Genomic DNA, 24,140 nt, shown 5'->3' with positions numbered 1-24,140 from the left:
CCGCCCCTCGCGCAAGGCCGTTCATTCGAAAAAAACCGGAGACACACATGGAGCATCGGCAAGGAGGGGCGTCGCGATTCGCGTCGCCGTGGACTCAACTCGTGTTCGGCGTCATCTGCATGGCGATGATCGCCAACATGCAGTACGGCTGGACGCTGTTCGTCAATCCGATCAACGAGAAGTACCACTGGGGGCGGCCCGCGATTCAGGTCGCGTTCACGATCTTCGTCGTTACCGAAACCTGGCTCGTGCCTGTGGAGGGCTGGCTCGTCGACAAGTATGGGCCGCGCCCCGTGGTCGTGGCCGGCGGCCTGTTGTGCGCCGTTGCCTGGGTGCTCAACTCCGTGGCCGCGTCGCTGCCCGTGCTCTATATCGCCGCCGCGATCGGCGGGCTCGGTGCGGGCGCCGTTTATGGCACTTGCGTCGGCAACGCGCTCAAGTGGTTTCCGACCCGGCGCGGGCTCGCGGCCGGCATTACCGCGGCGGGCTTCGGGGCGGGGTCCGCGGCAACCGTGGTGCCCATCGCCAACATGATCAAGAGCAGCGGCTACGAGTCCACGTTCCTCTGGTTCGGGCTGGGGCAAGGGATCGTCGTGCTCGTGCTTGGTTTCGCGCTCAGCGCGCCCGCCTCGCACGGCGTTGCCGCAGCGAAACGCGCCATCGGGCAAGCGGCGAAGCAGGTCGCGCAGAGTGCGAGCGCCGTCTACAACGCAGGGCCGCGTGAGGTGATTGCATCGCCCGTCTTCTGGGTGATGTATGCCATGTTCGTGATGATGGCCGCCGGCGGTCTGATGGCGACCGCGCAACTCGGCCCGATCGCAAAGGATTTTGGCCTGCACGACTCGCCCGTTTCGCTGCTCGGCCTCACGCTGCCCGCGCTCACGTTCGCGCTCACCATCGACCGCGTGCTCAACGGCCTCACGCGACCCTTCTTCGGCTGGGTATCGGACCGCATTGGCCGCGAAAACACGATGTTCGTCGCGTTCGGCATCGAGGCGGTCGGCATCGTGCTGCTCTCTCGATACGGTCACACGCCGGCGGCGTTCGTCGTGCTCACCGGCATCGTGTTCTTCGCGTGGGGCGAAATCTACAGCCTCTTTCCCGCCACCTGCGGCGATACCTTCGGACCGAAGTTCGCTGCGACCAACGCGGGCCTGCTTTACACCGCGAAGGGCACCGCCGCACTGCTGGTGCCGTTCACGAGTGTGATTACCGCGGCAACCGGTAGCTGGCACGCGGTGTTCATGCTCGCCTCGGGCATGGCCGCGGTCTCCGCGCTGCTCGCGGTATTCGTGCTCAAGCCGTTGCGCAATGCGCACCGTCAAAAGCATGCCGAACCGGCGTCCAGCTTCGCGTACGGCAGCCCGCTCGTGCAGGACTGAGCCAACGCCCTATCTTGCGAAAGCATGAAAAACGCCGGCGTGAGCCGGCGTAAAGAGAGACTGCGGAAAAACTGCAGAGAAACCGCTTTAAATCGTTGCTCAGGCGACCACGGGCGCCGCCTTCGCGTCCTCTTCCTGCTCGACCGACGAGCGGATCAAGTAATCGAACGCGCCGAGCGATGCCTTCGCGCCCTCACCCACGGCGATCACGATCTGCTTGAACGGCACCGTCGTCACATCGCCTGCGGCGAACACGCCCGGCACCGACGTCTGGCCCTTCGCGTCCACTTCGATCTCGCCGTGCTTCGAAAGCGCCACCGTGCCCTTCAGGAATTCGGTGTTCGGCACGAGACCGATCTGCACGAACACGCCTTCGAGTTCGAGATGACGCTTCTCGCCGGACGTGCGTTCGAGATACGCGAGACCCGTAACTTTCTGGCCATCGCCGGAAATTTCCGTGGTTTGCGCGTTCACGTGCACCGCGACGTTCGGCAGGCTGCGCAGCTTGCGTTGCAGCACTTCGTCCGCACGCAGTTGCGCGCCGAATTCGAGCAGCGTGACATGGCTCACGATACCGGCCAGGTCGATGGCCGCTTCCACGCCCGAGTTGCCGCCGCCGATCACCGCTACGCGCTTGCCCTTGAAGAGCGGGCCGTCGCAGTGCGGGCAATAGGCAACGCCCTTGTTCTTGTATTCCTGCTCGCCCGGCACGTCGACGTTGCGCCAGCGCGCGCCCGTTGCGAGCACCACGCTCTTCGCGCGCAGCGTCGCGCCGCTTTGCGTGCGCACCTCGAAGCCGTTACCCGAGGGCACGAGCGCTTCGGCGCGCTGCAAGTTCATGATGTCGACATCATAGGCACGCACGTGCTGTTCGAGCGCCGTGGCGAACTTTGGCCCTTCCGTTTCCGTGACCGAGACGAAGTTTTCGATCGACATGGTGTCGAGCACCTGGCCGCCGAAGCGCTCGGCTAGCACGCCGGTCTTGATGCCCTTGCGCGCCGCGTAGATCGCAGCCGCCGCGCCTGCGGGGCCGCCGCCGACGATCAGCATGTCGAACACGTCTTTCTGGTTCAGCTTTTCAGCCGCACGCGCCGATGCGCCGGTGTCGAGCTTCGCGAGAATTTCTTCCACGCCCATACGGCCCTGGCCGAACACTTCGCCGTTCAGGTAGATAGTCGGCACGGCCATGATCTGGCGTTTCTCGACTTCGCCCTGATACAGCGCGCCGTCGATCGTGACGATCTGCACGTTCGGGTTGAGCGAAGCCATCGCGTTGATCGACTGCACGACTTCCGGGCAGTTCTGGCACGACAGCGACATATAGACTTCGAACGCGAACACGCCGTCGAGCGCCTTCACCTGTTCGATCGTGTCGTTCTCGAGCTTGACCGGGTGGCCGCCCACCTGAAGCAGCGCCAGCACGAGCGACGTGAATTCGTGGCCCATCGGAATGCCCGCGAACGTGACCTTCACGTCGGAGTTCGCGCGCCTGATATCGAACGAAGGAGTACGCGCGTCGCCGACTGCGGCGCCACGGCGTTCTTCGTAGGCAATGCGGTTCGAGAGCGATGCGATGTCCTGCAGCAGTTGCTGCAGTTCCTGCGACTTCTCGCCGTCGTCCAGGTACGCAACGATCTCGATCGACTGCGTGACTTTTTCGAGGTAGCTTTTGAGTTGATCTTTGATGTTGGCGTCGAGCATGGCGTTTTTTTCCGGCTGGAGAAGAAGCGGGGGAATTCTAAGTATTGCCTGGCAATTTCGCCGTTCCGCTTATGGCGTTACGAGGCGAACAGAGACCCGGGCCGCAGCCGCGTGGGCGCGGCCCGGGGATACAGCTAGTGAGACTTCAGCGTCATGCGATCAGGGCGATCGCATGGTTGATGTAACGCTTAGATCTTGCCGACGAGGTCGAGCGACGGCTTGAGCGTTTCAGCGCCCGGCGTCCACTTGGCGGGGCACACTTCACCCGGGTGCGATGCCACGTACTGAGCCGCCTGCACCTTGCGCAGCAGTTCCTTGGCGTCACGGCCGATGCCGTTGTCGTGGATTTCGCACAGCTTGATCTCGCCTTCCGGGTTGATCACGAACGTGCCGCGAAGGGCCAGACCTTCTTCTTCGATCATGACGTCGAAGTTGCGCGTGATTGCGCCCGTCGGGTCGCCGACCAGCGGGTACTTGATCTTGGCGATCGTGTCCGACGTGTCGTGCCATGCCTTGTGCGTGAAGTGCGTGTCGGTCGACACACCGTAGATTTCAACGCCCAGCTTCTGGAATTCTGCGTACTGGTCAGCCAGGTCGCCGAGTTCCGTGGGGCACACGAAAGTGAAGTCGGCCGGGTAGAACACGACAACCGACCACTTGCCCTTGAAGTTTTCTTCAGAGACCGGAACGAACTTACCGTTGTGGTATGCGGTTGCCTTGAACGGCTTGACTTGCGTGTTGATGAGAGACATGCGTTGTTTCCTCGCTCTGGGTTGGGAAAAGGTATGGACACAGGTTACGGGAACCGCGTCCGTTTGAAAAATTGGTTGCTTTGATCGCTGGTATTAACCCTGCCTATCGGGCCCCATAGCGTCCGTCAAAAGCCCGCCAGCATGGGGTTTGCGCGCCCGCATCGAACACAACGGGCGGCCCGAGCAACCCTCGGGGCGGTGAGCATACAACGAAACTGCGACAATGCGCCTCACACGCCCACGCTTTCATGTTACGCCCCACACGGCTTTGCACCTTAGATGCAGGCGCAACGGCTTTTCTGCAAGGGCCGCAGGCTTGCTGCGTCAAAGCGCCCCGCCGCGCGCGGTTGCCGCACGCGCCGCCAGCCGCTCGCGCAGGTATTGCGTGAACGCGCGGATCGTCACAGAAGCTTCACGATGCTGCGGATACAGCGCGTGCAGCGCGTTGGGCGGCGGCACGAACGGCTCGAGCACCTCCACGAGCACGCCCGCGTCAACCGATCCCGCCACGATGAAGTCCGGTAAATAGCAGATGCCGAGCCCTGCAATGGCCGCATCGCGGATCACTTCGCCATTATTTGCACGCAGCGGTCCGTGCACGTCGAACGACGTGCGTACGCCATCGACGATGAACTCCCACGGCGCGCGGCCCTGCTGTCCGTATGGCAGGCAGGCGTGCTGCGCGAGATCGGCGGGCGTTTGCGGCGCGCGGCGGCGGCGGCGGTAGCCGGGGCTGCAGCACGCGATCATGCGCACGTCCGCGAGCTTTTGCGCAACCAGCGTGGAATCCGCCAGCCTGCCGATGCGCAGCGCCATGTCGAAGCCCTCGCCGATCACGTCGACGGTGCGATCGCTCAGGTCCATGTCGAAGCGCACATCCGGATGCTCGCGCAGAAATTCGGCGACCAGCGGCGAAAGGTGCGCCATGCCGAACGACATCGGCGCGCTGATTTTGAGGAGGCCGCGCGGCTCGCTGCGCCTGTCCGACATGGCTTGCTCGGCCTCGGACACATCCGAAAGGATGCGTTTGGCGCGCTCGTAGAAGTCCTGGCCCAGATCCGTGACCGCCAGCTTGCGCGTGTTGCGCACGAGCAGCCGCGCGCCCAGATCGGCCTCCAGCGCCGCCACGCGCCGGCTCGCGAACTGTTTGGAAAGCCGCAGCCGGTGGGCGGCCGCCGTGAAATTTCCCGCATCCACGGTGTTCACGAAGATCCGCATGTCGTCGAGTTGCATTTCAATTGTCCACTTATTTGTGACAGTGAGTCGTATTTTACGGCGATTCGAGTCGATTTGATTGACCTAAAATTCTTCCATCGCAACCAGTCAACTGAATCGGAACGATTCGCACGGAGAGACGAAAATGATCGAACTTCGCAAGGCAGACCAACGCGGCCGCGGCGAACACGGCTGGCTCAGCTCGCGCCACACGTTTTCGTTTGCCAACTACTACGATCCGACGCAAGTGGGCTTCTCGGACCTGCTCGTGATCAACGACGACCGCGTGGCCCCGGCGCGCGGTTTCGGCAAGCATCCGCACCGCGACATGGAAATCTTCTCGTACGTGCTGGAAGGCGCGCTCGAGCACAAGGACTCGATGGGCACGGGCTCGGTGATCGTTCCCGGCGACGTGCAGTTGATGAGCGCCGGCACCGGCGTCGCGCACAGCGAGTTCAACCACTCGGCGAACGAAGGCGTGCACTTCCTGCAAATCTGGATTGCGCCGAACGTGAAGGGCGCGCAGCCGCGCTACCAGCAAAAGAACATCGCCGATGAGGAGAAGCGCGGCAAGTTTCGCCTGATTCTCTCGCCGGACGGCGCGGAAGACTCGCTGCTGCTGCGTCAGGACGCTCGCGTGTATGCGGGCCGGCTCGACGGCGCGCAAACCGCGAAGGTCGAAGTGGGCGCCGACCGCTACGCCTACGTTCACGTGGCGCGGGGCAGCGTGACGCTAAACGGCGTGGAACTCGGCGAAGGCGACGGCGCGCGCATCCGCTCGGAACGAGAGTTGAGCTTCAGCGACGGACACGATGCAGAGGTTCTGGTGTTCGATCTGCGTAATATCGAAGTGTCGGAGCTGTGGTCCTGACTTCGGCGCGGTGCCTGGGTTGTGCCGGACTGATACGTTGTGAACCGATAAAACTTCTTCGGAGAAAACCATGCGATACAACCTGTTCGGGCCGGGCAGCGACGTCGTGCTGCTCGTCTCGCGCGTCCTGCTGACTTCGCTGTTCATCCTGTTCGGCTGGTCGAAGATCACCGGCTTTGCGGGCACCGTCGATTACATGGCGCACGTGGGCGCGCCCGTGCCGATGCTTTCGGCCGCTATCGCCGTGATCATGGAGTTCGCGGTCGGCATTCTGCTGCTCGTGGGGTTCTATACGCGGCCGCTCGCCGTGCTGCTCGCCGTCTATACCGTTGCGACGGCATTCATCGGCCATCACTTCTGGACCATGACGGGCGCCGATCAAATGGCGAACATGATCAACTTCTACAAGAACATCAGCATCGCCGGCGGCTTGCTCGCACTCGCGGTGACGGGTCCCGGACGGATCTCGATCGACAGGAGGTAATGCAACGGCCGCTTGCGGGAAGCGGACCCGGCGCGTTCGAATGCCCCTTCAAATGAAGCGCGATCGCCAAACGGCGTCGCGCTTTTTTTCGCCGCGGCGCGAAACGGCGCCGTGCGCCTCGACCGGTCACGCCTCAGGGCGTCACCGGCAGCGTCGCGCCGCCGCCTTCCGCGCACGGGCAGTGGGAAATCGAGACGCAGATCGATTTGCCCCGCACTTCGTCGCAGGTGCGCGCGACAAGGCCGTTTGCCACTCTCAGATAAAGCGATTCGATCTCCCGGCGAGTTTCGCCGCTCAAGGTAAGGAATGCGTTTCGACCGCTGCCCGCCACCAATGCACTCAGCACGCTGAACTGCTCGCGAAGAAGATGCTGGCATCCGTGAGGCGCAGTCGCACCGGAATTATCAGAACTGTGTTGCATACACTTAAAAGCATTAAAAAAGAGTTTTACGAAAGGGCGAGGAATCTAGCACCATCGCAAATATGCGCGGCAACCTTTCGCGCGGCAGACGCCATGCATAATCGAATGCTCGCTTGCCTGGCTTGCGGTGCGCCTGCCAGGCATTACGCCATCCCTACGATTTATTGCGCGCGATGCACGATCCTCAAGACAACCTGTACGCCTACCTCACTTCGCTCCAGCAATCGGCGCTGAGCGCGCTCAAGCGCTTGCCGCTCAAAAGCCGCGCGGCGCAGGGCACGCTCATGGCGCTGCGCGCCGTTTGCGCGGCAGGTCTTGCCTACAGCATCGGCCGCGCGCTCCACACCGAACAGGCGTTCTGGGCCGCGATCACGGCGATTGCCGTCACCCAGCACGATTACGCCGATACGCTCGCGCAGTCGCGCGACCAGTTCATCGGCGCGATTGCGGGCGGCGCGGTGGGCCTCGCTACGGCGACGTTCGGTCCGGAAAATCTCGCGGCCTATCTCGTCGCCGTGAGCGTGGTGATCATCGGCTGCTGGTGCCTGAGCGTGAGCACCGCCGCGCGGCTCGGCGCGATCACCACCACCATCGTGCTCCTCGTGCCCATGAACGGGCCGGTATGGGACGTCGCGCTCTTTCGCGTGGCGCAGGTCGCCATCGGCATGGCCTGCGCGGTGCCGGTGAGCTGGCTGTTCTCGTATATCGAGCGACGCTGGTTGCATGCGTGAGCGCCGTCTCTCAACGCACGCGAAATAATCCATCTCCGGGCGCTCAGGAATCTGGCGTGCATTAGCGGCGATAATCCATACCGCTGTCCGGCGCAAGTTGCCGGGGCAACCGATGCGGCGGCTGCGCGCAGTGGCCGCGCAAATGCCCCCCTCGATGCGAAATCGTGCGAAACTCCCCCGCCGCGCTCCGCCTACGCCGTGCAAAACATGGCGACACTATGGTCACATTTAGGGGCGCAATCGAGCATGCAACCCGAGAACGCAACCCACGCCGCCGCAATTTCACCTTATGAACACCACCACCCGCTCCACCGCTTCGAACGCCAGGTCCGGCAAGTCCATCACGCTTTTGCAAATGCTCGCGCTGATCGCGGCTGGCGGCATCGCGGCATCGCTGCTGTTCCGCTACTTCCTGTAAGCGCGGCGCGGCCGGAGCATCAAGCTCACCTCGTTTATGTACAAGAAAGGCGTCGCCCTCGAAATCCAGTTCGCTCCCGAACGCCTCAATGACGGCGCAGGCGACCCGTACTGGATCGACCTCACCGCCGACGAAGCCGCCGCGCTGCTCGCCACCCTGCAAGCGAAACTCGCTGCCCGCGAGAGCACCGCCGCCCCGCTCGTCGTCGCGCTCGACACGCCGCGCGAAAGCGCCGCGCCCGAAGCATCCGCGAACGCGTCGACGATTGCGGCCAGCGCCGGCGACGGCCTCAAGCAATGGGTCTGCGTGATCTGCGGCTGGGTGTACGACGAAGCGGCAGGTGCGCCCGACGACGGCCTCGCGCCCGGCACGCGCTGGGCCGACGTGCCCGACGACTGGCGCTGCCCGCTTTGCGACGTGGGCAAGGAAGACTTCGCGCTCGTCGAGTTTTAACTCACACGCCTGCGCGTCCGAACGGCTCGTAGAACAGCGCAAACAACTCCGACTGCGAACTCACGCCGAGCTTCGCGTAAATATGCTTCTTGTGCGCGCGCACCGTCTCGAACGAGATTTCGAGCCGCTCCGCAATGGCGCGCGTGGAAAAGCCGCTCAGGCTCAAACGCACCACTTCGATCTCGCGCGCGGTGAGCGGCACGCGTCCGCTTTGCTGCGTGACTGCCTCGATGCGGCTCGCGAAGCCCGCTTCGCTCAACTGCGTCTGCTGCTGCGCGCTTTCGGCTTCGAGCGAGTCCGACGCGACCGCCTCGGCGGCGCCCTCGGCAAACGTCTCATACGCCAGCCGCTGCTTCATGAGCGCGACCACCCACGGCGCGAACATCGCGAACATCGCAATATCGCGCTCCGTGTAATGGTGCCTTGCGCCCAGCGAGAAAATCAGCGTGCGTTCGCTGTCCACCGGCAAGTTGAACTGCACTTCGTCGCCGATGATGTTGCTCTTGAAGTAGCGCTGGTAATAGTCCGTCATGCGGAAATTATCGGGCGCGACTTCGGCAAGCGTGACGAGCCCCGCGCGCGGCTTTTCGCTGGCGTTGAGATAGAACGGATCGAGCAGGTACATGCCCTCCAGATACGCGCGGAACAAGCGATCCACGGTGCCGTCGGGCATGGGCGACTCGGCGCACACGAGCGGCGCGCGATCGCGCCGGAAGACGAGCGCAACCCAGTTGTCGAACGCGACGAAGCGCTCGATCACGCGCGTCACGCGGGTCCAGAAGTCGGGACCGTCGAGGGCGTCGATCAGCGTCGCGATATGGTGATGGAACGCGCGGTCCTGCCAGTCCAGTTCCATGGCATCTCCGGTGAGGGGTACCCCTGCAGGGTAATTCCTCGACAAAAATAACGTGGAGATAATAGCCGCTCATGACGCCCACGCGGTGCTTCACGTAATACATAAGGAGACAAGGCATGCAACTCGAACTCGCGCAGATCCCGGTCGTGGACGGCGCCGTCGCGCCCAACCTGGCCCGCGTGCTCGACGCGATCGGAAAACGCCGCGAAGGCAGCGATCTCATCGTCTTTCCCGAAGCCACGCTCACGGGCTTTCCCACGCGCGAAAACGTGCGCGACATCGCCGAAACGCTCGCGGGTCCCTCGCTCTCCAAAGTGCGCGACGCCGCGCGCGCGGCCAGTATCGGCGTGGCCGTGGGCCTCTCCGAGCGCGAAGGCGAACGCTTCTACAACACCACCGTGCTGATCGACGAGCACGGCGACATCGCGCTGCGTTACCGCAAGACGCACCTGTGGGCCTCCGACGTCGGCGTGTTCACGCCCGGCGAGCGCTACGAGGTGTGCGAATTCAAGGGCACGACCGTCGGCCTCCTGATCTGCTACGACATCGAGTTTCCCGAAACGGCGCGCGCCGTGGCCTCGCTCGGCGCGGAAATGCTCGTCGTCACGAACGGCAACATGGACCCGTTCGGCCCCGTGCATCGCCGTGCGATCGTCGCGCGCGCCATGGAGAACCAGATGTTCGCGGCGCTCGTGAACCGCACCGGCGAAGGCGACGACAACCTCACGTTCCCCGGCGAAACGGCGCTCGTGAGCCCGTTCGGCGACGTGCTCTGCGAATTGAACAACGAAGACGCGGTGCTGCACGCGACGATGGATCGCGCGCTGCTTGCACAAAGCCGCGAGCATTACAGCTATCTGCACGACGCACGCGTTGCGCTCGATCTCGCCGACGAAAACGACGCGCAAGGCCGCCGCTCGCTCAATATCCGCCCGCGCACGCGTTAAGCGCTGCCAGGCAACCAGCCGACCCGCGTAACAAACGATCCGGCAAGCCGCTTTTCGCGGCTCGCCAGGCTCTTCCACGCCTGCCAGAACCACAGCATCAGGAGACACCTGCATCATGAAGCCCGCCTCGCCGTCGCATGAACGCGGCACCCACGAACTTCAACTGAAACGCACGCTCGGCCTGCCGTCCGTGCTCCTATTCGGCCTCGCCTACATGGCGCCGCTGATCGTCTACGGCACCTATGGCGTGCTGGCCGGCGCGAGCCAGGACACCGCCGCCCTCGCGTATCTCATCGCGCTCATCGCGATCGTGTTCACGGCGCTCAGCTACGGCAAGCTCGCGCGCCTTTTCCCGGTGGCAGGTTCGGCCTACACGTACACGCGCAAGAGCTTCAGTTCGCACCTGGGCTTCATGATCGGCTGGGCCACGCTGCTCGATTATTTCTTCCTGCCGATGGTGATCTGGTTGATCGGCGCGGCGTATCTCGGCGCTGCATTCCCGAGCGTGCCCACATGGATCTGGATCGTCGCGTTCATCGTGTTCACGAGCGCGCTGAACATCGTCGGCATCGAACTCGCGGCGCGCTTTAACATCGTGCTGATGATGGTGCAGCTTGGCATCACGGCAATGTTCGTAGTCCTGTGTTTGCACTACGCCGCCGCGGCCGCGGGCCCGGGCGGACTCCTCGCCGCGCAGCCGTTCTTCCAGCCGCACGTGCCGCTCTCGGCCACGATGGCGGGCGCCGCGATTGCCGCGTATTCGTACCTCGGCTTCGACGCCGTTTCCACGCTCACCGAAGAAACCATCGAGCCCGAAAAGACCATTCCGCGCGCCATCGTGCTGATCGCGCTGGTGGGCGGCGCGATCTTCGTGATCGCCGCGTACACGCTGCAGCTCGCGCATCCGGGCGCCGTGTTCAAGGACCCCGATTCGGCCGCGTTCGAAATCGCCCGCAAGGTGGGCGGCGATATCTTCGTGACGATCTTCCTCGGGGGCCTGATTCTCGCGCAGTTCGCCTCGGGCATCTCGGCACAGGCCAGCGTGGGACGTCTGCTCTATGCAATGGGCCGCGACGACGTGCTGCCGAAGTCGATTTTCGGCTACATCCACCCGCGTTTCCGCACGCCTGCGATCAACATCGCGATTGCCGGCGTCGTCGGTTTGATCGCGCTGAAGCTCGACGTGGCCACGTCCACCTCGTTCATCAATTTCGGCGCGTTCCTCGCGTTCACTTCGGTGAACCTGTGCGTGATCCGCCAGTATTTCAGCGGCGCGGCGGGTTCGCGCGGCTTTGGGGTCATCGGCGGTCTGGTGTTCCCGCTGATCGGCGCCGTGACCGACATCTGGCTGCTGTGCAGCCTCGAAAAGACCGCGATCATGCTCGGCGTGATCTGGTTCGTGCTCGGCCTCGTGTACCTCGGCTGGATCACGCGGTGCTTCCGCCAGGCGCCCCCGGAAATGGCGGTATAAGCGAAAGCGGCTCGCATTGCCTGTTTCAAGCGAGCCGGCGAGCGCCTTGGGGTCGGGACGGGCGCTCGCTTTTTTTGCGATCCACCCTTCGGCCGGCTTTCGAAAGACTTCGATAAAACGAGCGTTCGGTCATGTTCGGCGGAACCGAACTACAATGCATGCCGTCCCATGCAATGCCGCATTGCTGCCCTGTTTGCCCCGAACATGTCCCGTTTTTTGAAAGTAGTCCCTCGTTTGCCCGTCCCGGTTCGTCATGGCGCCCTCACCGTTGCCGCGGTGACGCTGGCGGCCGCGCTCGGCGCGTGCTCCTCGCCCAAGCCCAAGTTCCAGGAAGATCAGTTGCTGAGCACCGCGCCCAGCCAATTCTCGCGCAGCTTCAACTACGCGAGCGCCGACGCCTGCGAGTCGTCGCGCCGCGCGCTGCTGAGCCAGGGCTACATGACGACGATGACGCGCAACGACACCGTCGACGCCACGAAGAACTTCCAGCCGACGATGGATCAGCACATCGTCGTGGAGGTGCACGTGGTCTGCACGCCGGGCGACGCCAGCAATTCGAGCATGGTGTACGTGAACGCCGTGCAGAACGGCTATGCGCTCAAGAAAAGCGATACCTCGGCGAGCGTGGGGCTCTCGATTCTGGGGTCGGTCTCCTTGCCTATCCGCTCGAACAGCGACGAAATGGTGAAGATTTCGAGCGAGACGATCCAGTCGGGGCCGTTTTACTCGCGCTTTTTCGATCTGGTGGGCAAGTATTTGAATGCATCGGCGCGTAGCGAGCCCGTGCCGGGCGCAGGCGCGATCAAGATTGCGCCGTTGCCGCTGCCGGTCGAGCCGGTCACCGCCAGCGCGGCACCCGCCGCCACCACGGTGGGGTCGGCGGCGCCGGCTGCCGCCGCGGCGGCCGCGGCGACGGGGGCAGCAGTGCTGCATGGCACAGCGGCGCCGGCCGCGCCGGTAGTGACGGCGCCTCCTCCAGCCGCACCCGCGCCTGCTACGGCCGCGCCGGCGCCAGCCGCTTCGGCTCCGGGCGCGTCCGCGCCGGTCGATCACGCCACGGCGGCAGCGGCTGCCATGATGGGCGTACCGGCTAGCCCGAACGCAACATCTGCCGGCGCAGCGGCGCCGCAAACGCTCGCCGCAGCCTCGGCAAGCTCCGGCGCTCAAAGTACGGGCGCGGCCAATCCGTCAGCCACGCCGCCTGCCGCATCCAGCACGAGCAGCCCAACCGCGAGCGCAACCGCGCCTTAAGCGCCAGCGGCCTGCGCGCTCAGCGCAAGCCGGCCATCATCGCGCCCATTCCCACGAGCAGGCTGCCCATCAGGCGATTCACGGCGCGCATGCGCCTGGGCCGCTGCAGCACGTGGCGCAGCCGGTGCGAAAACAGCGCCATCGAAGCCACGCCTCCCGCAAACAGCAACGCGAACGTCGCCGCCAGCAGCAGATACTGGCGGTTCGCGCTCCAGGGCGCATCGGCGCTCATGAACTGCGGAAAAAACGAGGGGAAAAACAGCAGCGTCTTCGGATTGAGCCCGGAGGTTGCGAAACCACGCCAGAACAAGTCGCGACGGCTAGCGCTATCGGCTGCGGCCGCAGGCGTATCCGTGCCCGCCAGCGCGCGGCTGCGCCATTGCTTGCAGCCGAGCCAGACGAGATAGGCCGCGCCCAGCCACCGCAGCAACGTAAGTGAATGCTCACTGATGAGCAGCAGCGAGTTGAGACACAGCGCCGTCAACGCAAGCTGGAGCAGCACCGCGAGCGTGCCGCCCCAGACGCACGGCAGCGCGCGGCGCCAGCCCGCGTGGAGGGCCTGGCTCATGGTGAGCACGTTGACGGGACCGGGGGTGTAGACGAGTACGAGCGCGGCGGCGAGAAAAGAGAGATACAACTGGATCGACATTGCTGGGCGTGCTGGCGAAGACGTTGTGGCGGACGGCGCTCGGGGCGCTCGGGGTTGCGAAAAGTATCGAGACAGCGAAAACGAAAACGGGCAACAAAAAACCGCGCGAAAGCGCGGTTTGCAAATGCCATCTGCCTGACCGGACATGGCGGGGCATGGTAATCGCCCGCCATGCCCGGTAGCCGCCGCAGGGTGCAACGGAAACCGGCCCTGACGGACCACCGCGGCTTGTGACTGCGGCGGCGCTCCCCAGCGCGGGGAGGTGGCCGCGTGGGTCGTGCCAGGCAAGAAGGCATGTGGAAAATATACCGGTTAAAAGCCGGATCAGGCTTCCGGTTTTCAGGCGAAAACGGTCGATCTTCGGAATCTTCTTCCGCTAGAATCATGTACACCTGTACAAAATTCTTTTCCGCCATGAGCCCTCGTGAACGCCAGCCCAAAGCGCTCGACAATCAGGACCGCAAGATCCTCGGCGCCCTGCAAAAAAACGCCCGGCTCTCGAACGCCGAACTGGCCGAGCTGGTGGGCATGTCCACCACGGCGTGCTGGAACCGCACACGCCAGCTCGAAGCCGATGGCTATATCGACGGCTATGTCGCGCTCGTGAACCAGCAGAAGCTCGGCTACGCCGACATCGTGATTCTGGAAGTGACGCTCGACCGCCACGAAGACGACGCGCTCGCGCGCTTCGGCGCCGAACTCGCGGCGCTGCCCGAAGTGCTGGAGGCCTATCTGGTCTCCGGCGAATACGACTACTGGATCAAGGTGGCCGTGGACGGCACCGCCGGCTACGAACGCTTCCTGCGCGAGAAGCTCTATCGCATTTCGAGCATTCGCCACAGCCGGTCGATGTTCGCCTTGCGCTGCATGAAGGACGTGCCGTCCATGCAGGTGTGACGCGCTTTTATGCCGCGAGCTTTCCCGCCGCGCCGTTGCTTGCCGCCGCGCATACGCCTGCGCGCGCGAATCGAAGCGCTTGCAGCAGCGTTTCGTGTTCGCCGATGTGATTCGCGAGCAGCAGGATCAGTTGCGCGTTGGCCGATTGACTCTGCGCCTCGTCGAGGTCGCGATGCATGTCGATCAGCGCTTCGTAGAAGTCGTCCGGTCTGGCCAGATTGGGTTGGGTATTGAGCATCGTCATCTCCTATGCCATGCCTTCGGCGCACAGCGCCCGCCCGAGCGCGCTTTCCACGCGCGCCGCGTCGGCGCGCCGCCAGCGCGCGCTCACGTGCTGGTCCGGACGAATCAGATAGAACGCCCCTTCCTGCGCGCCGTAGCGCTGCGCAGCCAGCCCTTGCACGTCGCGCAACACCACTGTCGACGCAGGCAAACCCGCGGGCACGGCCGCATCGCCTTCGAGCATCACCACGAACTTGAGCGGCACCGGCGAACGCGCAAGCGCCTCCAGGGTGTCGAGCGTCGCGGTGTCGAATGCCGAGCCCGCGCGGCTGAACACGAGGCCCGCGAACCGGTCGCCCAGATGCGCCAGCAGCCAGCTTTCGTCGCCCGCTGCGTTCAGCACCGGGGCATCCGCGCACGAAGCGCCCGGTTCCATCTGGCCGTGGAATATGTCGTCGTCGGGCGTGTTCAAGACCGATTCGCGCAGCACCGCCGGCACGGAAAGCCGCCCGCTATTCACCAGTTGCCGCGCGAATGCATGTTCGCGGGCAAGCGTGAGCACGGCGTCGCGGAACACGCGGCTCACCGCGCTCTTGGGCGTGATGAAATCGGTCGAGCGCGTGGAGTTGCGGATGTTTTCGTCGGCGGCGTATTCGCGCTCGCTCGCGTAGGTGTCGAGCAGCGCGTCGGGCGCGTGGTTCGCCAGCACCATCGCGAGCTTCCATGCGAGGTTCTCGCCGTCCTGGAAGCCGCTGTTCGCGCCGCGCGCGCCGAACGGCGAAACCAGATGCGCCGAGTCGCCCGCGAACAGCACGTTGCCCTGGCGAAAGCTGTCCATGCGCAGGCACGAAAACGTGTAGATGCTCACCCACTCGAGTTCGAACTTCACATCGGGGCCGAGCAATGCGCGCACACGCGGAATCACGCGCTCGGGCGTTTTTTCGAGCACCGGGTCGGCGTCCCAGCCAAGCTGGAAGTCGATGCGCCACACGTTGTCGGGCTGGCGATGCAGCAGCACCGACTGGTTCGGATGGAATGGCGGATCGAACCAGAACCAGCGTTCGGTCGGGAAGTCGGCCTCCATCTTCACGTCGGCGATCAGGAAGCGGTCCTTGAACGTGCGGCCGTGACTGTCGAGGCCGAGCAGCTTGCGCAGCGGGCTGCGCGAACCGTCGGCGGCCACCACGTAGCGCGCGCGCAGCGTGTACGGACCGTCGGGCGTGTCGATTTCGAGCACGACGTGCGCATCGCTTTCGCCGGGCGCGCCGTGCTGCGCCACACCCGTCACCTTGTTCTTCCAGCGGATTTCGAGGTTGGCAAACGCCTGCGCGCGTTCGAGCAGATAGCCTTCAACGTAGTACTGCTGAAGATTGACGAAGGCCGGCCGATGATGACCGCTCTCGGGCAGCAGATTAAACGTGTAGACGAGTTCGTCCTTGCGGAACACCTTGCCCACGTTCCAGCTCACGCCCTTTTCGACCATGCGCTCGCCGCAGCCGAGGCGGTCGAAGATATCGAGCGAACGCTTGGAAAAGCAGATGGCGCGCGAGCCCGTGGAAAGCGTGCAGTCGTCGTCCACGAGCACCACCTGCACGCCTTGCTGCGCGAGGTCGATGGCCGTCGCGAGACCCACCGGCCCCGCGCCGACCACCACGACCGGACGCACGCACGCGGCGGCGTCCGGAGTTTGTTCGCTGCATCGCGCGTAGTCGAAGGTCAGCGTTTGATAGTCGATCATCGTTTTGTCTCCTGCATGTCGTCGCGCGCTGCCTCTCTCAATCCTGCAGCGCGTCCCACATCTCCTTGTCGCGCTGCGCCGTCCAGATGCGCGGATGCGTAATGCCGCTCGCCTCGTCATACGCGCGCGTCACGTCGAACGGCAGGCAGTGCTCGTAGATGAACACGTGGCCGAACTTCGGGTCCATCGCCTCGCGCGTGAGCGACATCGCGCCCTTCAGGTCGAGCTTCTGCGCCACGGCGGCGCGGCCTTGCGCGAGCAGCGTGGTCACGAAGTCCTTCGTGTAGTCGAGACCCTTGTTCACTTCGGCGGGATTGAGCAGCGCGGGGCCGCGGCCCGGCACGAGCTTTTCGGCGCCAAGCGAGCGCAGCGCTTCGAGCGTGGCGGGCCAGTCGGCAAGCTGGGCGTCGCCGCAATAGCACGCGGCGTCGTATTCGACGAGATCGCCCGAGAACAGTACCTTCTGCTGCGGCAGCCACACGACGGTGTCGCCCTTCGTGTGCCCCGAGCCGAGATGCGCGATCTTCACTTCGAGCTTGCCGAGAAAGAGCGTGATTTCCTTCTCGAACACGAGCGTGGGCCAGGTGAGGCCAGGCACCGTTTCGACGCCCGCGAACAGGCGCGGGAAGCGCTCGATTTCCGACTTCATGTCGGCTTCGCCGCGCTCGACGATCATTTCGTACGTGCCGCGGCTCGCGATGATCTGCTGCGCGCCTTCCTTGAAATACGCCGAAGCGCCCAGCACACGCACCGCGTGATAGTGCGAGAGCACGACGTACTTGATGGGCTTGTCCGTCACCGTGCGGATCTTCGCGATTAGGTCCTGCGCCATGGCGGGCGTGGCCGTGGTGTCGACGATCAGCACGCCGTCGTCGCCGATGATGACGCCCGAGTTCGGGTCGCCTTCCGTGGTGTACGCGTATGCGTTTTCCGAAAGCTGCGTGAACGTGACCTTCTTCTCTTCGAGGTCGGCCTGGGATGCGAACGCCTTTGCCATGTTGAGTCTCCGTATTGAGGGGCTCTGATCTAAAAGCCTGGACGGAGCGAAGCGCGCAGGGGCCCGGCGCGCATGGCGCCAGCCCTGGGTGTCTCGCCCCGTTTGAATCTGGACCGCTGTTATGCCGGGGTGGAGTCATCTTGGGCTTCCGGTTTTTATTTGTCAATAGCGAATTACATCGTCATACGCTAATTTCTATACCGTGCGCGCCGCGCCCGTGAGGATGCCTGCAGCCGCCGCCCTTCAGTTAACATGGACCCTTTTTCACCCAGAGAAAAGCGCCAATGAGACGTCGCAACGACAGCGCCGCGTCCGCGCCGGAAAGCAGCGCGACGGCGGCCCGCACGCAACGCGGCATTCAGAGCGTGGAAGTAGGCGGACGGCTGCTGCGCGCCCTCGCCGACGCGCGCGCGCCGCTTGGCGCCACCGATCTCGCGGCGAGCGGCGACATTCCGTCGAGCCAGGCGCATGCCTATCTCGTGAGTCTCACGCGCCTCGGGCTCATCAAGCGCGATGCGCTTTCGGGGCGCTATGAGCCCGGCCCGCTCGCGCTGCGCCTCGGCCTCTTGCATCTCGCGCAGCAGCCCGCGCTGCGCGAAGCCGTGCCGCGCGCGGCCGCGCTCGCGCAGGCGCTTAACTGCAGCGTCGCGCTCTGCATTGCAGGGCCGCAGGGCCCAACCATCGTGCGCTATGAACACGCGAGCCTGCTGCTGCATGTGAACCTGCACGTGGGCACCGTGATGTCGCTGCGGGCCACGGCCACAGGCCGCGCGTTCTGCGCATTTCTCGGGCGTGAAGCGCTCGAAACCGCATGGGCCGCGCAAAGCGCGGAGCCGGTGTGGCGCGGCACCAGCCACACCGCGAACGCCGCCGGCGCGACGCAGGAAAGCGCGCCCGACGCCGCCTTCCTCGCCTCGCTCGACGTCATTCGCGCGCGCGGCTACGAACTCGCCATCGACGCCCCCAGCCCAGGCGTAAGCAGCGTATGCGTGCCCGTGCTCGGGCCGCAGCGCGAACCGAGCCTCATGCTCACCGCCATCGGCGCGAGCGGCGTGATCGACGTGCGTGCGAACGGCGCGGTCGTGCGCGCGCTGCGCGACGCCGCCGCCGAAATCGCCGAGGCCGCTTTTCCTTCGACACCGACACCGACATGCCCCGAGTAAGCTCCAGGCCCCCGCGCGACGACAGCGGCGAAACGGCCGGCGCCGCGCCCGATACCGCGCCCGAAGCCGCACCGGAAGCCGGCAAACCGCAGCGCGGCATCCAGTCGCTCGACGTCACGGGCGAACTGCTCGCCGCGCTCGTCGCGGCCGGCACGCCCTTGCCGCTGCGCGACCTCGCCGCCGCCGCGAACATGCCGCCCGCGAAGGCGTTTCCGCACCTCGTGAGCCTCCAGAAAATCGGCCTGCTCGCCCGCGACGCGGCGGGCCGCTACGAAGCGGGACCGCTGAGCCTCGAACTCGGCCTGATCGGCCTGGCGCGCCTTTCACCCGTGCGCGAAGCCGACGCCGAACTGGTCGGCCTCGCCGCCGCCACCGCCATGAGCGTCGCGCTCGCGGTGCCGGGGCCGCTCGGCCCGACCGTCGTGCGTCTCGAAGAATCGGCGCTGCCGCTGCACGTGAGCCTGCGCCCCGGCACGGTCATGTCGCTCGTGAACACGTCGATCGGACGCGTGTTCGCCGCATGGGTCGACGACGATGTGCGCGCCGCGCTCCTCGCCCAGGACGAACTGCGGCTGGCTGGCGCGAAACCGCGCGAAGGCGCGACGCCCGCGTACCTCGCGCGGCTCGCCGCGATTCGCGCCGAGGGCGTGGACACCGCGCTCGACAAACCCATTCCCGGCATCAGCACCGTGACCGCGCCCGTGTTCGACCACACGGGCAGCGTGTGCCTCGTGCTCGCGGTGATGGGGCCTTCGGGCAGCCTCGACATCGCGCGCGAAGGCGCCCCAGCGCAGCTTCTGATCGCGGCGGCGGAGCGCCTCTCGCGGCGCTTCGGCTACATGGAAGGCGCGGCGACCGCGCCGCTATGAGCCGACAACAACATGAGAACGATTACATGAGCACGGCCTCGACCGGACAAAAGCTGCGCCAGATCGCCGACCTGCCCTGCCCGCGCGGCCTGCCGCTGCTCGGCAATCTCCTGCAGCTTTCGCCGCCGCGTCTGCATCTGATCCTCGAGCAATGGGCCGCCGAACTCGGCGCGCCTTATCGCTTCCAGGTGGGCGGCATCCCCATCACGATCTGGACCGACACCGAGCTGATCCAGCAGATCATGCGCGAGCGCCCGCATCGCTTTCGCCGCTATCAGCCGATCGAAGCGGTATTCGAAGAGATGGGCTTCAACGGGCTTTTCTCCGCGGAAGGCGTGGCGTGGGAGCCGCAGCGCAAGCTCGTGATGCAGGCGCTATCGATACCCAACATCAAGGCGTTCTACCCCACGCTGGCCGACATCACGCAGCGGCTTCACACGCGCTGGCAACGCGCCGCCGAGCGCGGCGACGTGGTTGAAATGACCGACGACCTCAAGCGCTACACGGTGGACGTGACGAGCGCGCTCGCGTTCGGCGAGGATCCGCGTACGCTCGAACGCGATCACGGCGTGATTCAGGAGCACCTGGAGCGCATCCTGCCGGGCGTGATGAGGCGCACCAACGCGCTTTTTCCATACTGGCGATATGTGAAGCTGCCAGCGGACCGCAAGCTCGAGCATTCGGTGAAGGAGGTGCACAGCTATATCGACGCGATGATGGCGCGCGCCCGCGAGCGCATGCGCGACGAACCTTCGGAAACGCCGCGCAATCTGCTCGAAGCGATGCTCGCGCAGCAGCAGGCGCAAGACGGCGCCGCGTCCGTGAGCGACGCGCAGATCCGCGCGAACGTGTTCACGCTGCTGATCGCGGGCGAAGACACGACCGCCGATTCCATTGCCTGGACGCTGCCCTACCTCGCCGCGGATACGGCCTTGCAGCAGCATCTCGGCGACGAGGCCTCGCGCGCGCTCGGCGATTCGACGGTATGTCCCGACTACGCCACGCTGAAAGACCTCGATATTTTCGAGGCGATCTGCATCGAGGCGACGCGCCTGCGGCCGGTGGCGTCCGTGCATTCGTTCGAGCCGCTGGAAGACGTGGTGGTGGACAACGTGGCGTTGCCCAAAGGCACGCGCATGTTCTTCGTCGCGCGTCCCGCCATGCTCGACGCCAGGCATTTTGCCGATCCGCAGCGCTACGATCCATGGCGCTGGATGAAGCGCACCGAACGCGAGGGCGATGAGGAAAAAGCGCACGACGTCCGCGCTTATCTGCAATTCGGCGCGGGGCCGCGCGTGTGCCCGGGCCGCCATCTCGCGACCGTGGAAATGCGCCTCGCGCTCTCGATGCTGATGAAGTCGTTCACGATCGAACTGGCGATCGATCCCGTGAAGATTCAGGAAGTGCAGGCGTTTACGATGGTGCCGGACACGATGCCGGTGCGGATCAGGCGGCGCGAAGGCGCGAGCACGCCGGGCTAGCCGTCAACGCCCGTCTTCCGGCGTGCCAACCGTCGAAGTATCGTCGGGCGCGCCATCGCTGCGCGCCTGCGCGTCGCGCACCTTTTCGAGCGCCTTGGGCCCGAGCCCGAGCGACACGCCCAGCGCGAGCGCATCGAGCACCGCGAGATGCGCGATGCGCACCACGGCGGGCGCGTGTGCATCGCTCGCGGCGGGCACGCGCAGCAGCAGCGGAATATCCACCACCCACGCGAGACGCGAACCCGCACTCGTGAGCGCGATGGTCGTCGCGCCGCGCTCCTTCGCGATCTGAATGCTCTCGTTCACCTCGACGCTGCGCCCCGACTGCGAGATCGCGAACGCCACGTCGCCCGGTTCGAGCAGCGCCGCGTAAAGGCGCTGCAAATGCGCATCCGTGAATGCGCTCGCGGCAATGTCGAGCCGCAGGAGACGCAGCGCCGCATCTTGCGCCACGAGCCCCGAGCCCGCACCCACGCCGAAAAAGTACACGCGCCGCGCGCTGGAAAGCGCCGCCACGGCGGCTTCGAACACGGCCGTGTCGAGCGACGCGCGCGCATGCGTCACGCCCTGCACGACCGACTCCGTCACCTTGTCGAGCAGCGTGCCGACCTCGCCCGCCCACTGCGCGCCGCTTGCCTCGTCGCCGGTCATCTCGGTGGCGAGCGCGAAGGGCACGTTGCCCGCCGCGCTCTGCGCGAGCCGCATCTTGAAGTCGCGCAGGCCGTGCGCGCCCACCGCGCGGCAAAAGCGCGTGACGGAGGGCTCGGACACGTCCGCGCGCAACGCAAGCTCGGTGATGCTCGCGCGCATGGCGAAGTCGATGTCGGCAAGCACCATCTCCGCGACCTTGCGCTCAGCGGGACGCAGCGACTCCGCGACGTTGCGGATGTGATGGATCAGGTTGGAGACCGGCAAGCTGTTTTTCCCGTGAATGATACGAGGCGCCCGCTATCCAGTTTCGATGCGTGCTTCCGCTTCAATCGAGCCGCTTGCCGCTTTCAGTATCGAACAGATGCAGGTGCGCCAAAGGCAAACCCAGCGTCATGCGCTGGCCCGGCGCGATGTCCGGACGCGCGCGCGTGGTGACGCACCATGTCGTACCGCCTATTTTCCCGTACAAGTGGGTTTCCGCGCCAGTCGGCTCGATCACGTCCACGTTGAACGGCACGTCGCCGCCGGCCTCGACATGCTCCGGCCGCACGCCGAGCGTCACGCGCGCACCGGCTTGCGCCTTGCCTTCCGGCAACGGGATGCGCACGCCGTCTTCGAGCACGAGCGCCGTGCCGCGCGCGTCGCTCATCACCGTGCCCTCGGCGAAGTTCATCGACGGCGAGCCGAGGAAGCTCGCCACGAACAGGTTGCCCGGCCTGTCGTAAAGGTCGAGCGGGCGGCCGATCTGTTCGATGCGCCCCGCGTTCATCACGACGATGCGGTCGGCCATCGTCATCGCCTCGATCTGGTCGTGCGTGACGTACACCACCGTGTTGCGCAAACGCTGATGCAGCGCCTTGATCTCGGTGCGCATCTGCACGCGCAGCTTGGCGTCGAGGTTCGAAAGCGGTTCGTCGAAGAGGAAGAGCGAGGGCTCGCGCACCACGGCGCGACCCATGGCGACGCGCTGACGCTGGCCGCCCGACAGCGCGCGCGGCAGGCGCTCCAGGTAGCTCGACAGGTTGAGCATTTTCGCGGCCGCCTCGATGCGCGGCTTGAACCCGTCCTCGCGCTCCTTGCGAATGCGCGGACCGAACGCGATGTTGTCGTACACCGAGAGATGCGGATAGAGCGCGTAGCTCTGGAACACCATCGAGATGTTGCGCTGCTGCGGCGGCAGCGCGTTCGCGCGCGTGCCGCCGATCGTGAGGTCGCCGCCGGAGATGTCTTCGAGACCGGCGATCATGCGCATCACCGTGGTCTTGCCGCAACCCGAAGGGCCGACGAGCACGACGAACTCGCCGTCTTCGATATCGAGATCGACGCCGTGCACGACCTGGGTGTCGCCATAGCGCTTGTAGATGCCGTTCAGTTGTACCGCTGCCATGCTGTCCTCGTTTGCGTGAAGTCTTTTCAGGTCGATGCGATGCGCGCGCGCCTCAGAACGGATCGAGCGTCAGCTCGTTCGCCATCAGCCGGTTGCCCGCCATGAGGCCCGCATCCACGGGCAGCGCCACACCCGTGATCACGCGCGCTTGCGGCGAGGCGAGAAATTGCACGGCGTCGGCAATGTCCTCCGGCGTCGCCACGTCGCCAAGCGGATACCATTTGCTTAGTTCTTCGAATATTTTCGGATGCTGCTCGACGCGCGCGCGCCACGCGGGCGTCTTCACCGTGCCCGGGCACACGATGTTCGCGCGTATGCCGTGCGGCCCCAGCTCCATCGCAAGCGCCTTCGTGTAGCTCACGAGACCCGCCTTCGCGGCGCTGTACGCCGGGTGGCCGAGCGCGGAAAGACCGTTCACCGAGCCGATCAGCACGAGCGCCCCGCGCCCGCGCTCGATCATCGAGGCGCGCACGGCTTCGACCGTGTAGTACGTTCCGTTCAGGTTCAGGTCGACGTCGCGCCGCCAGCTCGCGGCGTCCGTATGCGCGAGCGTCGTGCCGAGCGCGCCGCCCGCGTTGGCCACCGCTACGTCCACCGGGCCGCGCGCCGCCACGCCGCGCGCCACGGCGTCGGTCACGGCGGCCTCGTCGCTCACGTCGGCGGCGAGCGCCTCGAGGCGCGCCGCGAGCGCTTCGCCCAGCTCGTGCGCGAACTGTTGCACAAGCGCCGCGTCGCGGTCGAGCGCGAGCACCGTGTCTCCCGCTTCCAGAAACCGTTTGCACAGCGCGCGGCCTATGCCGCCGCCCGCACCCGTCACCAGCACCACCCGGCTCATAACGACTCTCCGCGCGGCCCGCCGGTCATGCCCGCGGGCCTGAAAATTTCCTACATACGAATGGTGCGCAGTGGCTCTAATGCGGGTTTATACCGAGTTTGCCCGCGCTGCTGCAGCGCATGAATTTCCCCTGTTTTACAGCATGTTATGCAAATTTCGGTGCTCGAAACAATATCGAGATTACCAGGTGACAACATTTTTTTCATCCTGTAGGATTTTTTCAAACAACGCAACCCAGCAGCCGGGTCAAGGCGGCGGCATAAGCAGGAAAAACCACCAGCAGCAACAACCCCGCAGG

The 24,140-nt window shown here is 65.2% G+C and carries 25 protein-coding genes; 13 read left to right on the top strand and 12 right to left on the bottom strand.

Annotated elements, in window-relative coordinates; translation table 11 throughout:
- Positions 1–47: 47 nt before the first annotated feature.
- Positions 48–1,382 carry an oxalate/formate MFS antiporter gene (gene oxlT / locus U5768_RS13855; RefSeq protein ID WP_322030970.1) on the top strand — a complete coding sequence of 445 codons (1,335 nt, stop codon included), beginning with the start codon at positions 48–50 and terminating at the stop codon, positions 1,380–1,382.
- Between the two features lie 99 nt (positions 1,383–1,481).
- Here oxlT and ahpF read toward each other — a convergent pair whose 3' ends face one another.
- The 3 genes from ahpF to U5768_RS13840 all read right to left on the bottom strand — a co-directional run bounded on the left by ahpF (position 1,482) and on the right by U5768_RS13840 (position 5,068).
- Positions 1,482–3,083 (bottom strand): alkyl hydroperoxide reductase subunit F, encoded by a 1,602-nt coding sequence (ahpF, locus tag U5768_RS13850; protein WP_322030969.1) that lies wholly within the window; start codon positions 3,081–3,083, stop codon positions 1,482–1,484.
- Between the two features lie 188 nt (positions 3,084–3,271).
- Positions 3,272–3,835 carry an alkyl hydroperoxide reductase subunit C gene (ahpC, locus tag U5768_RS13845; RefSeq protein ID WP_322030968.1) on the bottom strand — a complete coding sequence of 188 codons (564 nt, stop codon included), beginning with the start codon at positions 3,833–3,835 and terminating at the stop codon, positions 3,272–3,274.
- 324 nt (positions 3,836–4,159) lie between these two features.
- Positions 4,160–5,068: a LysR family transcriptional regulator gene (locus U5768_RS13840; protein ID WP_322030967.1), complete on the bottom strand. Its 909-nt coding sequence runs from the start codon at positions 5,066–5,068 to the stop codon at positions 4,160–4,162.
- 127 nt (positions 5,069–5,195) lie between these two features.
- Between U5768_RS13840 and U5768_RS13835 the strand changes: the two genes are divergently transcribed.
- Positions 5,196–5,921 (top strand): pirin family protein, encoded by a 726-nt coding sequence (locus tag U5768_RS13835; protein WP_322030966.1) that lies wholly within the window; start codon positions 5,196–5,198, stop codon positions 5,919–5,921.
- Positions 5,922–5,991: 70 nt separating this feature from the next.
- Complete coding sequence (locus U5768_RS13830; protein WP_322030965.1) at positions 5,992–6,405, top strand: DoxX family protein; 414 nt, start codon at positions 5,992–5,994, stop codon at positions 6,403–6,405.
- Positions 6,406–6,538: 133 nt separating this feature from the next.
- On the opposite strand, the gene U5768_RS13825 is transcribed toward U5768_RS13830, so the two are convergent.
- Positions 6,539–6,751, bottom strand: a complete 213-nt coding sequence (locus U5768_RS13825) for a hypothetical protein (protein ID WP_322030964.1) — start codon at positions 6,749–6,751, stop codon at positions 6,539–6,541.
- Between the two features lie 248 nt (positions 6,752–6,999).
- On the opposite strand from U5768_RS13825, the gene U5768_RS13820 reads away from it, so the two are divergent.
- From U5768_RS13820 to U5768_RS13810, 3 genes are all read left to right on the top strand, one after another.
- On the top strand, positions 7,000–7,557 hold the full coding sequence (locus U5768_RS13820) for an FUSC family protein (RefSeq protein ID WP_322030963.1): 558 nt from the start codon (positions 7,000–7,002) through the stop codon (positions 7,555–7,557).
- A 289-nt stretch (positions 7,558–7,846) separates the two neighbouring features.
- Positions 7,847–7,975: a hypothetical protein gene (locus U5768_RS13815; RefSeq protein ID WP_322030962.1), complete on the top strand. Its 129-nt coding sequence runs from the start codon at positions 7,847–7,849 to the stop codon at positions 7,973–7,975.
- Positions 7,976–8,011: 36 nt separating this feature from the next.
- Complete coding sequence (locus tag U5768_RS13810) at positions 8,012–8,428, top strand: rubredoxin (protein WP_322030961.1); 417 nt, start codon at positions 8,012–8,014, stop codon at positions 8,426–8,428.
- A gap of 1 nt (position 8,429) precedes the next feature.
- Here the strand turns inward: U5768_RS13810 and U5768_RS13805 are convergent, their stop codons facing one another.
- The gene (locus U5768_RS13805; RefSeq protein ID WP_322030960.1) at positions 8,430–9,284 is read right to left on the bottom strand and encodes a helix-turn-helix transcriptional regulator; all 855 of its coding nucleotides are present in this window, start codon (positions 9,282–9,284) and stop codon (positions 8,430–8,432) included.
- Between the two features lie 116 nt (positions 9,285–9,400).
- Here U5768_RS13805 and U5768_RS13800 point away from each other — a divergent pair, with 116 nt between their 5' ends.
- From U5768_RS13800 to U5768_RS13790, 3 genes are all read left to right on the top strand, one after another.
- Positions 9,401–10,231, top strand: coding sequence for a carbon-nitrogen hydrolase family protein (locus U5768_RS13800; RefSeq protein WP_322030959.1), 831 nt, complete (start codon positions 9,401–9,403; stop codon positions 10,229–10,231).
- 115 nt (positions 10,232–10,346) lie between these two features.
- Complete coding sequence (locus tag U5768_RS13795) at positions 10,347–11,702, top strand: APC family permease (protein ID WP_322030958.1); 1,356 nt, start codon at positions 10,347–10,349, stop codon at positions 11,700–11,702.
- A gap of 234 nt (positions 11,703–11,936) precedes the next feature.
- A complete protein-coding gene (locus U5768_RS13790) occupies positions 11,937–12,953 on the top strand; it encodes a DUF2242 domain-containing protein (RefSeq protein ID WP_322030957.1) in 1,017 nt (338 codons plus the stop codon).
- A gap of 19 nt (positions 12,954–12,972) precedes the next feature.
- Here U5768_RS13790 and U5768_RS13785 read toward each other — a convergent pair whose 3' ends face one another.
- A complete protein-coding gene (locus tag U5768_RS13785; protein WP_322030956.1) occupies positions 12,973–13,602 on the bottom strand; it encodes a LysE family translocator in 630 nt (209 codons plus the stop codon).
- Between the two features lie 414 nt (positions 13,603–14,016).
- Here U5768_RS13785 and U5768_RS13780 point away from each other — a divergent pair, with 414 nt between their 5' ends.
- Positions 14,017–14,499, top strand: a complete 483-nt coding sequence (locus tag U5768_RS13780) for an Lrp/AsnC family transcriptional regulator (RefSeq protein WP_322030955.1) — start codon at positions 14,017–14,019, stop codon at positions 14,497–14,499.
- Positions 14,500–14,506: 7 nt separating this feature from the next.
- Here U5768_RS13780 and U5768_RS13775 read toward each other — a convergent pair whose 3' ends face one another.
- Genes U5768_RS13775 through U5768_RS13765 form a run of 3 tightly spaced genes read right to left on the bottom strand, consistent with a single transcriptional unit; the run spans position 14,507 to position 17,456 of the window.
- A complete protein-coding gene (locus tag U5768_RS13775) occupies positions 14,507–14,737 on the bottom strand; it encodes a DUF2783 domain-containing protein (RefSeq protein WP_415913897.1) in 231 nt (76 codons plus the stop codon).
- 9 nt (positions 14,738–14,746) lie between these two features.
- Positions 14,747–16,459: an FAD-dependent oxidoreductase gene (locus tag U5768_RS13770; protein WP_322030953.1), complete on the bottom strand. Its 1,713-nt coding sequence runs from the start codon at positions 16,457–16,459 to the stop codon at positions 14,747–14,749.
- A 37-nt stretch (positions 16,460–16,496) separates the two neighbouring features.
- On the bottom strand, positions 16,497–17,456 hold the full coding sequence (locus U5768_RS13765; RefSeq protein ID WP_254320125.1) for an MBL fold metallo-hydrolase: 960 nt from the start codon (positions 17,454–17,456) through the stop codon (positions 16,497–16,499).
- Between the two features lie 284 nt (positions 17,457–17,740).
- Here U5768_RS13765 and U5768_RS13760 point away from each other — a divergent pair, with 284 nt between their 5' ends.
- From U5768_RS13760 to U5768_RS13750, 3 genes are read left to right on the top strand one after another with little or no spacing between them, the layout of a single operon-like run.
- Positions 17,741–18,619 carry an IclR family transcriptional regulator gene (locus U5768_RS13760; RefSeq protein WP_322030952.1) on the top strand — a complete coding sequence of 293 codons (879 nt, stop codon included), beginning with the start codon at positions 17,741–17,743 and terminating at the stop codon, positions 18,617–18,619.
- Complete coding sequence (locus tag U5768_RS13755; protein WP_322030951.1) at positions 18,607–19,488, top strand: IclR family transcriptional regulator; 882 nt, start codon at positions 18,607–18,609, stop codon at positions 19,486–19,488. Before U5768_RS13760 ends, U5768_RS13755 begins: the two co-directional genes overlap by 13 nt.
- Positions 19,489–19,514: 26 nt before the next feature.
- Positions 19,515–20,969 carry a cytochrome P450 gene (locus U5768_RS13750; RefSeq protein ID WP_322030950.1) on the top strand — a complete coding sequence of 485 codons (1,455 nt, stop codon included), beginning with the start codon at positions 19,515–19,517 and terminating at the stop codon, positions 20,967–20,969.
- A 3-nt stretch (positions 20,970–20,972) separates the two neighbouring features.
- Here U5768_RS13750 and U5768_RS13745 read toward each other — a convergent pair whose 3' ends face one another.
- From U5768_RS13745 to U5768_RS13735, 3 genes are all read right to left on the bottom strand, one after another.
- Complete coding sequence (locus U5768_RS13745; protein WP_322030949.1) at positions 20,973–21,884, bottom strand: MurR/RpiR family transcriptional regulator; 912 nt, start codon at positions 21,882–21,884, stop codon at positions 20,973–20,975.
- 61 nt (positions 21,885–21,945) lie between these two features.
- Positions 21,946–23,007, bottom strand: coding sequence for a sn-glycerol-3-phosphate ABC transporter ATP-binding protein UgpC (locus U5768_RS13740; protein ID WP_322030948.1), 1,062 nt, complete (start codon positions 23,005–23,007; stop codon positions 21,946–21,948).
- Between the two features lie 52 nt (positions 23,008–23,059).
- Entirely contained in the window at positions 23,060–23,842 is a 783-nt protein-coding gene (locus U5768_RS13735) for an SDR family oxidoreductase (RefSeq protein ID WP_322030947.1), read from the bottom strand.
- Positions 23,843–24,140: the final 298 nt, after the last annotated feature.

The organism is Paraburkholderia sp. J76 (assembly GCF_905220295.1).
In the GTDB taxonomy this organism is placed as follows: domain Bacteria; phylum Pseudomonadota; class Gammaproteobacteria; order Burkholderiales; family Burkholderiaceae; genus Paraburkholderia.
The sequence above is the reverse complement of the archived record's forward strand: the minus strand, read 5'-3'. Positions and strand labels throughout refer to the sequence as shown.

Excerpts from the sequence above, each read along its gene's own strand:
- U5768_RS13755 (WP_322030951.1), top strand. The coding sequence starts at position 18,607 with ATGCCCCGAGTAAGCTCCAGGCCCCCGCGCGACGACAGCGGCGAAACG.
- U5768_RS13785 (WP_322030956.1), bottom strand. The coding sequence starts at position 13,602 with ATGTCGATCCAGTTGTATCTCTCTTTTCTCGCCGCCGCGCTCGTACTC.
- ahpC (WP_322030968.1), bottom strand. The coding sequence starts at position 3,835 with ATGTCTCTCATCAACACGCAAGTCAAGCCGTTCAAGGCAACCGCATAC.
- U5768_RS13765 (WP_254320125.1), bottom strand. The coding sequence starts at position 17,456 with ATGGCAAAGGCGTTCGCATCCCAGGCCGACCTCGAAGAGAAGAAGGTC.
- U5768_RS13830 (WP_322030965.1), top strand. The coding sequence starts at position 5,992 with ATGCGATACAACCTGTTCGGGCCGGGCAGCGACGTCGTGCTGCTCGTC.
- U5768_RS13835 (WP_322030966.1), top strand. The coding sequence starts at position 5,196 with ATGATCGAACTTCGCAAGGCAGACCAACGCGGCCGCGGCGAACACGGC.
- ahpF (WP_322030969.1), bottom strand. The coding sequence starts at position 3,083 with ATGCTCGACGCCAACATCAAAGATCAACTCAAAAGCTACCTCGAAAAA.
- U5768_RS13770 (WP_322030953.1), bottom strand. The coding sequence starts at position 16,459 with ATGATCGACTATCAAACGCTGACCTTCGACTACGCGCGATGCAGCGAA.
- U5768_RS13775 (WP_415913897.1), bottom strand. The coding sequence starts at position 14,737 with ATGCTCAATACCCAACCCAATCTGGCCAGACCGGACGACTTCTACGAA.
- U5768_RS13795 (WP_322030958.1), top strand. The coding sequence starts at position 10,347 with ATGAAGCCCGCCTCGCCGTCGCATGAACGCGGCACCCACGAACTTCAA.
- U5768_RS13840 (WP_322030967.1), bottom strand. The coding sequence starts at position 5,068 with ATGCAACTCGACGACATGCGGATCTTCGTGAACACCGTGGATGCGGGA.
- U5768_RS13740 (WP_322030948.1), bottom strand. The coding sequence starts at position 23,007 with ATGGCAGCGGTACAACTGAACGGCATCTACAAGCGCTATGGCGACACC.
- U5768_RS13760 (WP_322030952.1), top strand. The coding sequence starts at position 17,741 with ATGAGACGTCGCAACGACAGCGCCGCGTCCGCGCCGGAAAGCAGCGCG.
- U5768_RS13815 (WP_322030962.1), top strand. The coding sequence starts at position 7,847 with ATGAACACCACCACCCGCTCCACCGCTTCGAACGCCAGGTCCGGCAAG.
- U5768_RS13810 (WP_322030961.1), top strand. The coding sequence starts at position 8,012 with ATGTACAAGAAAGGCGTCGCCCTCGAAATCCAGTTCGCTCCCGAACGC.
- U5768_RS13750 (WP_322030950.1), top strand. The coding sequence starts at position 19,515 with ATGAGCACGGCCTCGACCGGACAAAAGCTGCGCCAGATCGCCGACCTG.
- U5768_RS13780 (WP_322030955.1), top strand. The coding sequence starts at position 14,017 with ATGAGCCCTCGTGAACGCCAGCCCAAAGCGCTCGACAATCAGGACCGC.
- U5768_RS13800 (WP_322030959.1), top strand. The coding sequence starts at position 9,401 with ATGCAACTCGAACTCGCGCAGATCCCGGTCGTGGACGGCGCCGTCGCG.
- oxlT (WP_322030970.1), top strand. The coding sequence starts at position 48 with ATGGAGCATCGGCAAGGAGGGGCGTCGCGATTCGCGTCGCCGTGGACT.
- U5768_RS13805 (WP_322030960.1), bottom strand. The coding sequence starts at position 9,284 with ATGGAACTGGACTGGCAGGACCGCGCGTTCCATCACCATATCGCGACG.
- U5768_RS13735 (WP_322030947.1), bottom strand. The coding sequence starts at position 23,842 with ATGAGCCGGGTGGTGCTGGTGACGGGTGCGGGCGGCGGCATAGGCCGC.
- U5768_RS13820 (WP_322030963.1), top strand. The coding sequence starts at position 7,000 with ATGCACGATCCTCAAGACAACCTGTACGCCTACCTCACTTCGCTCCAG.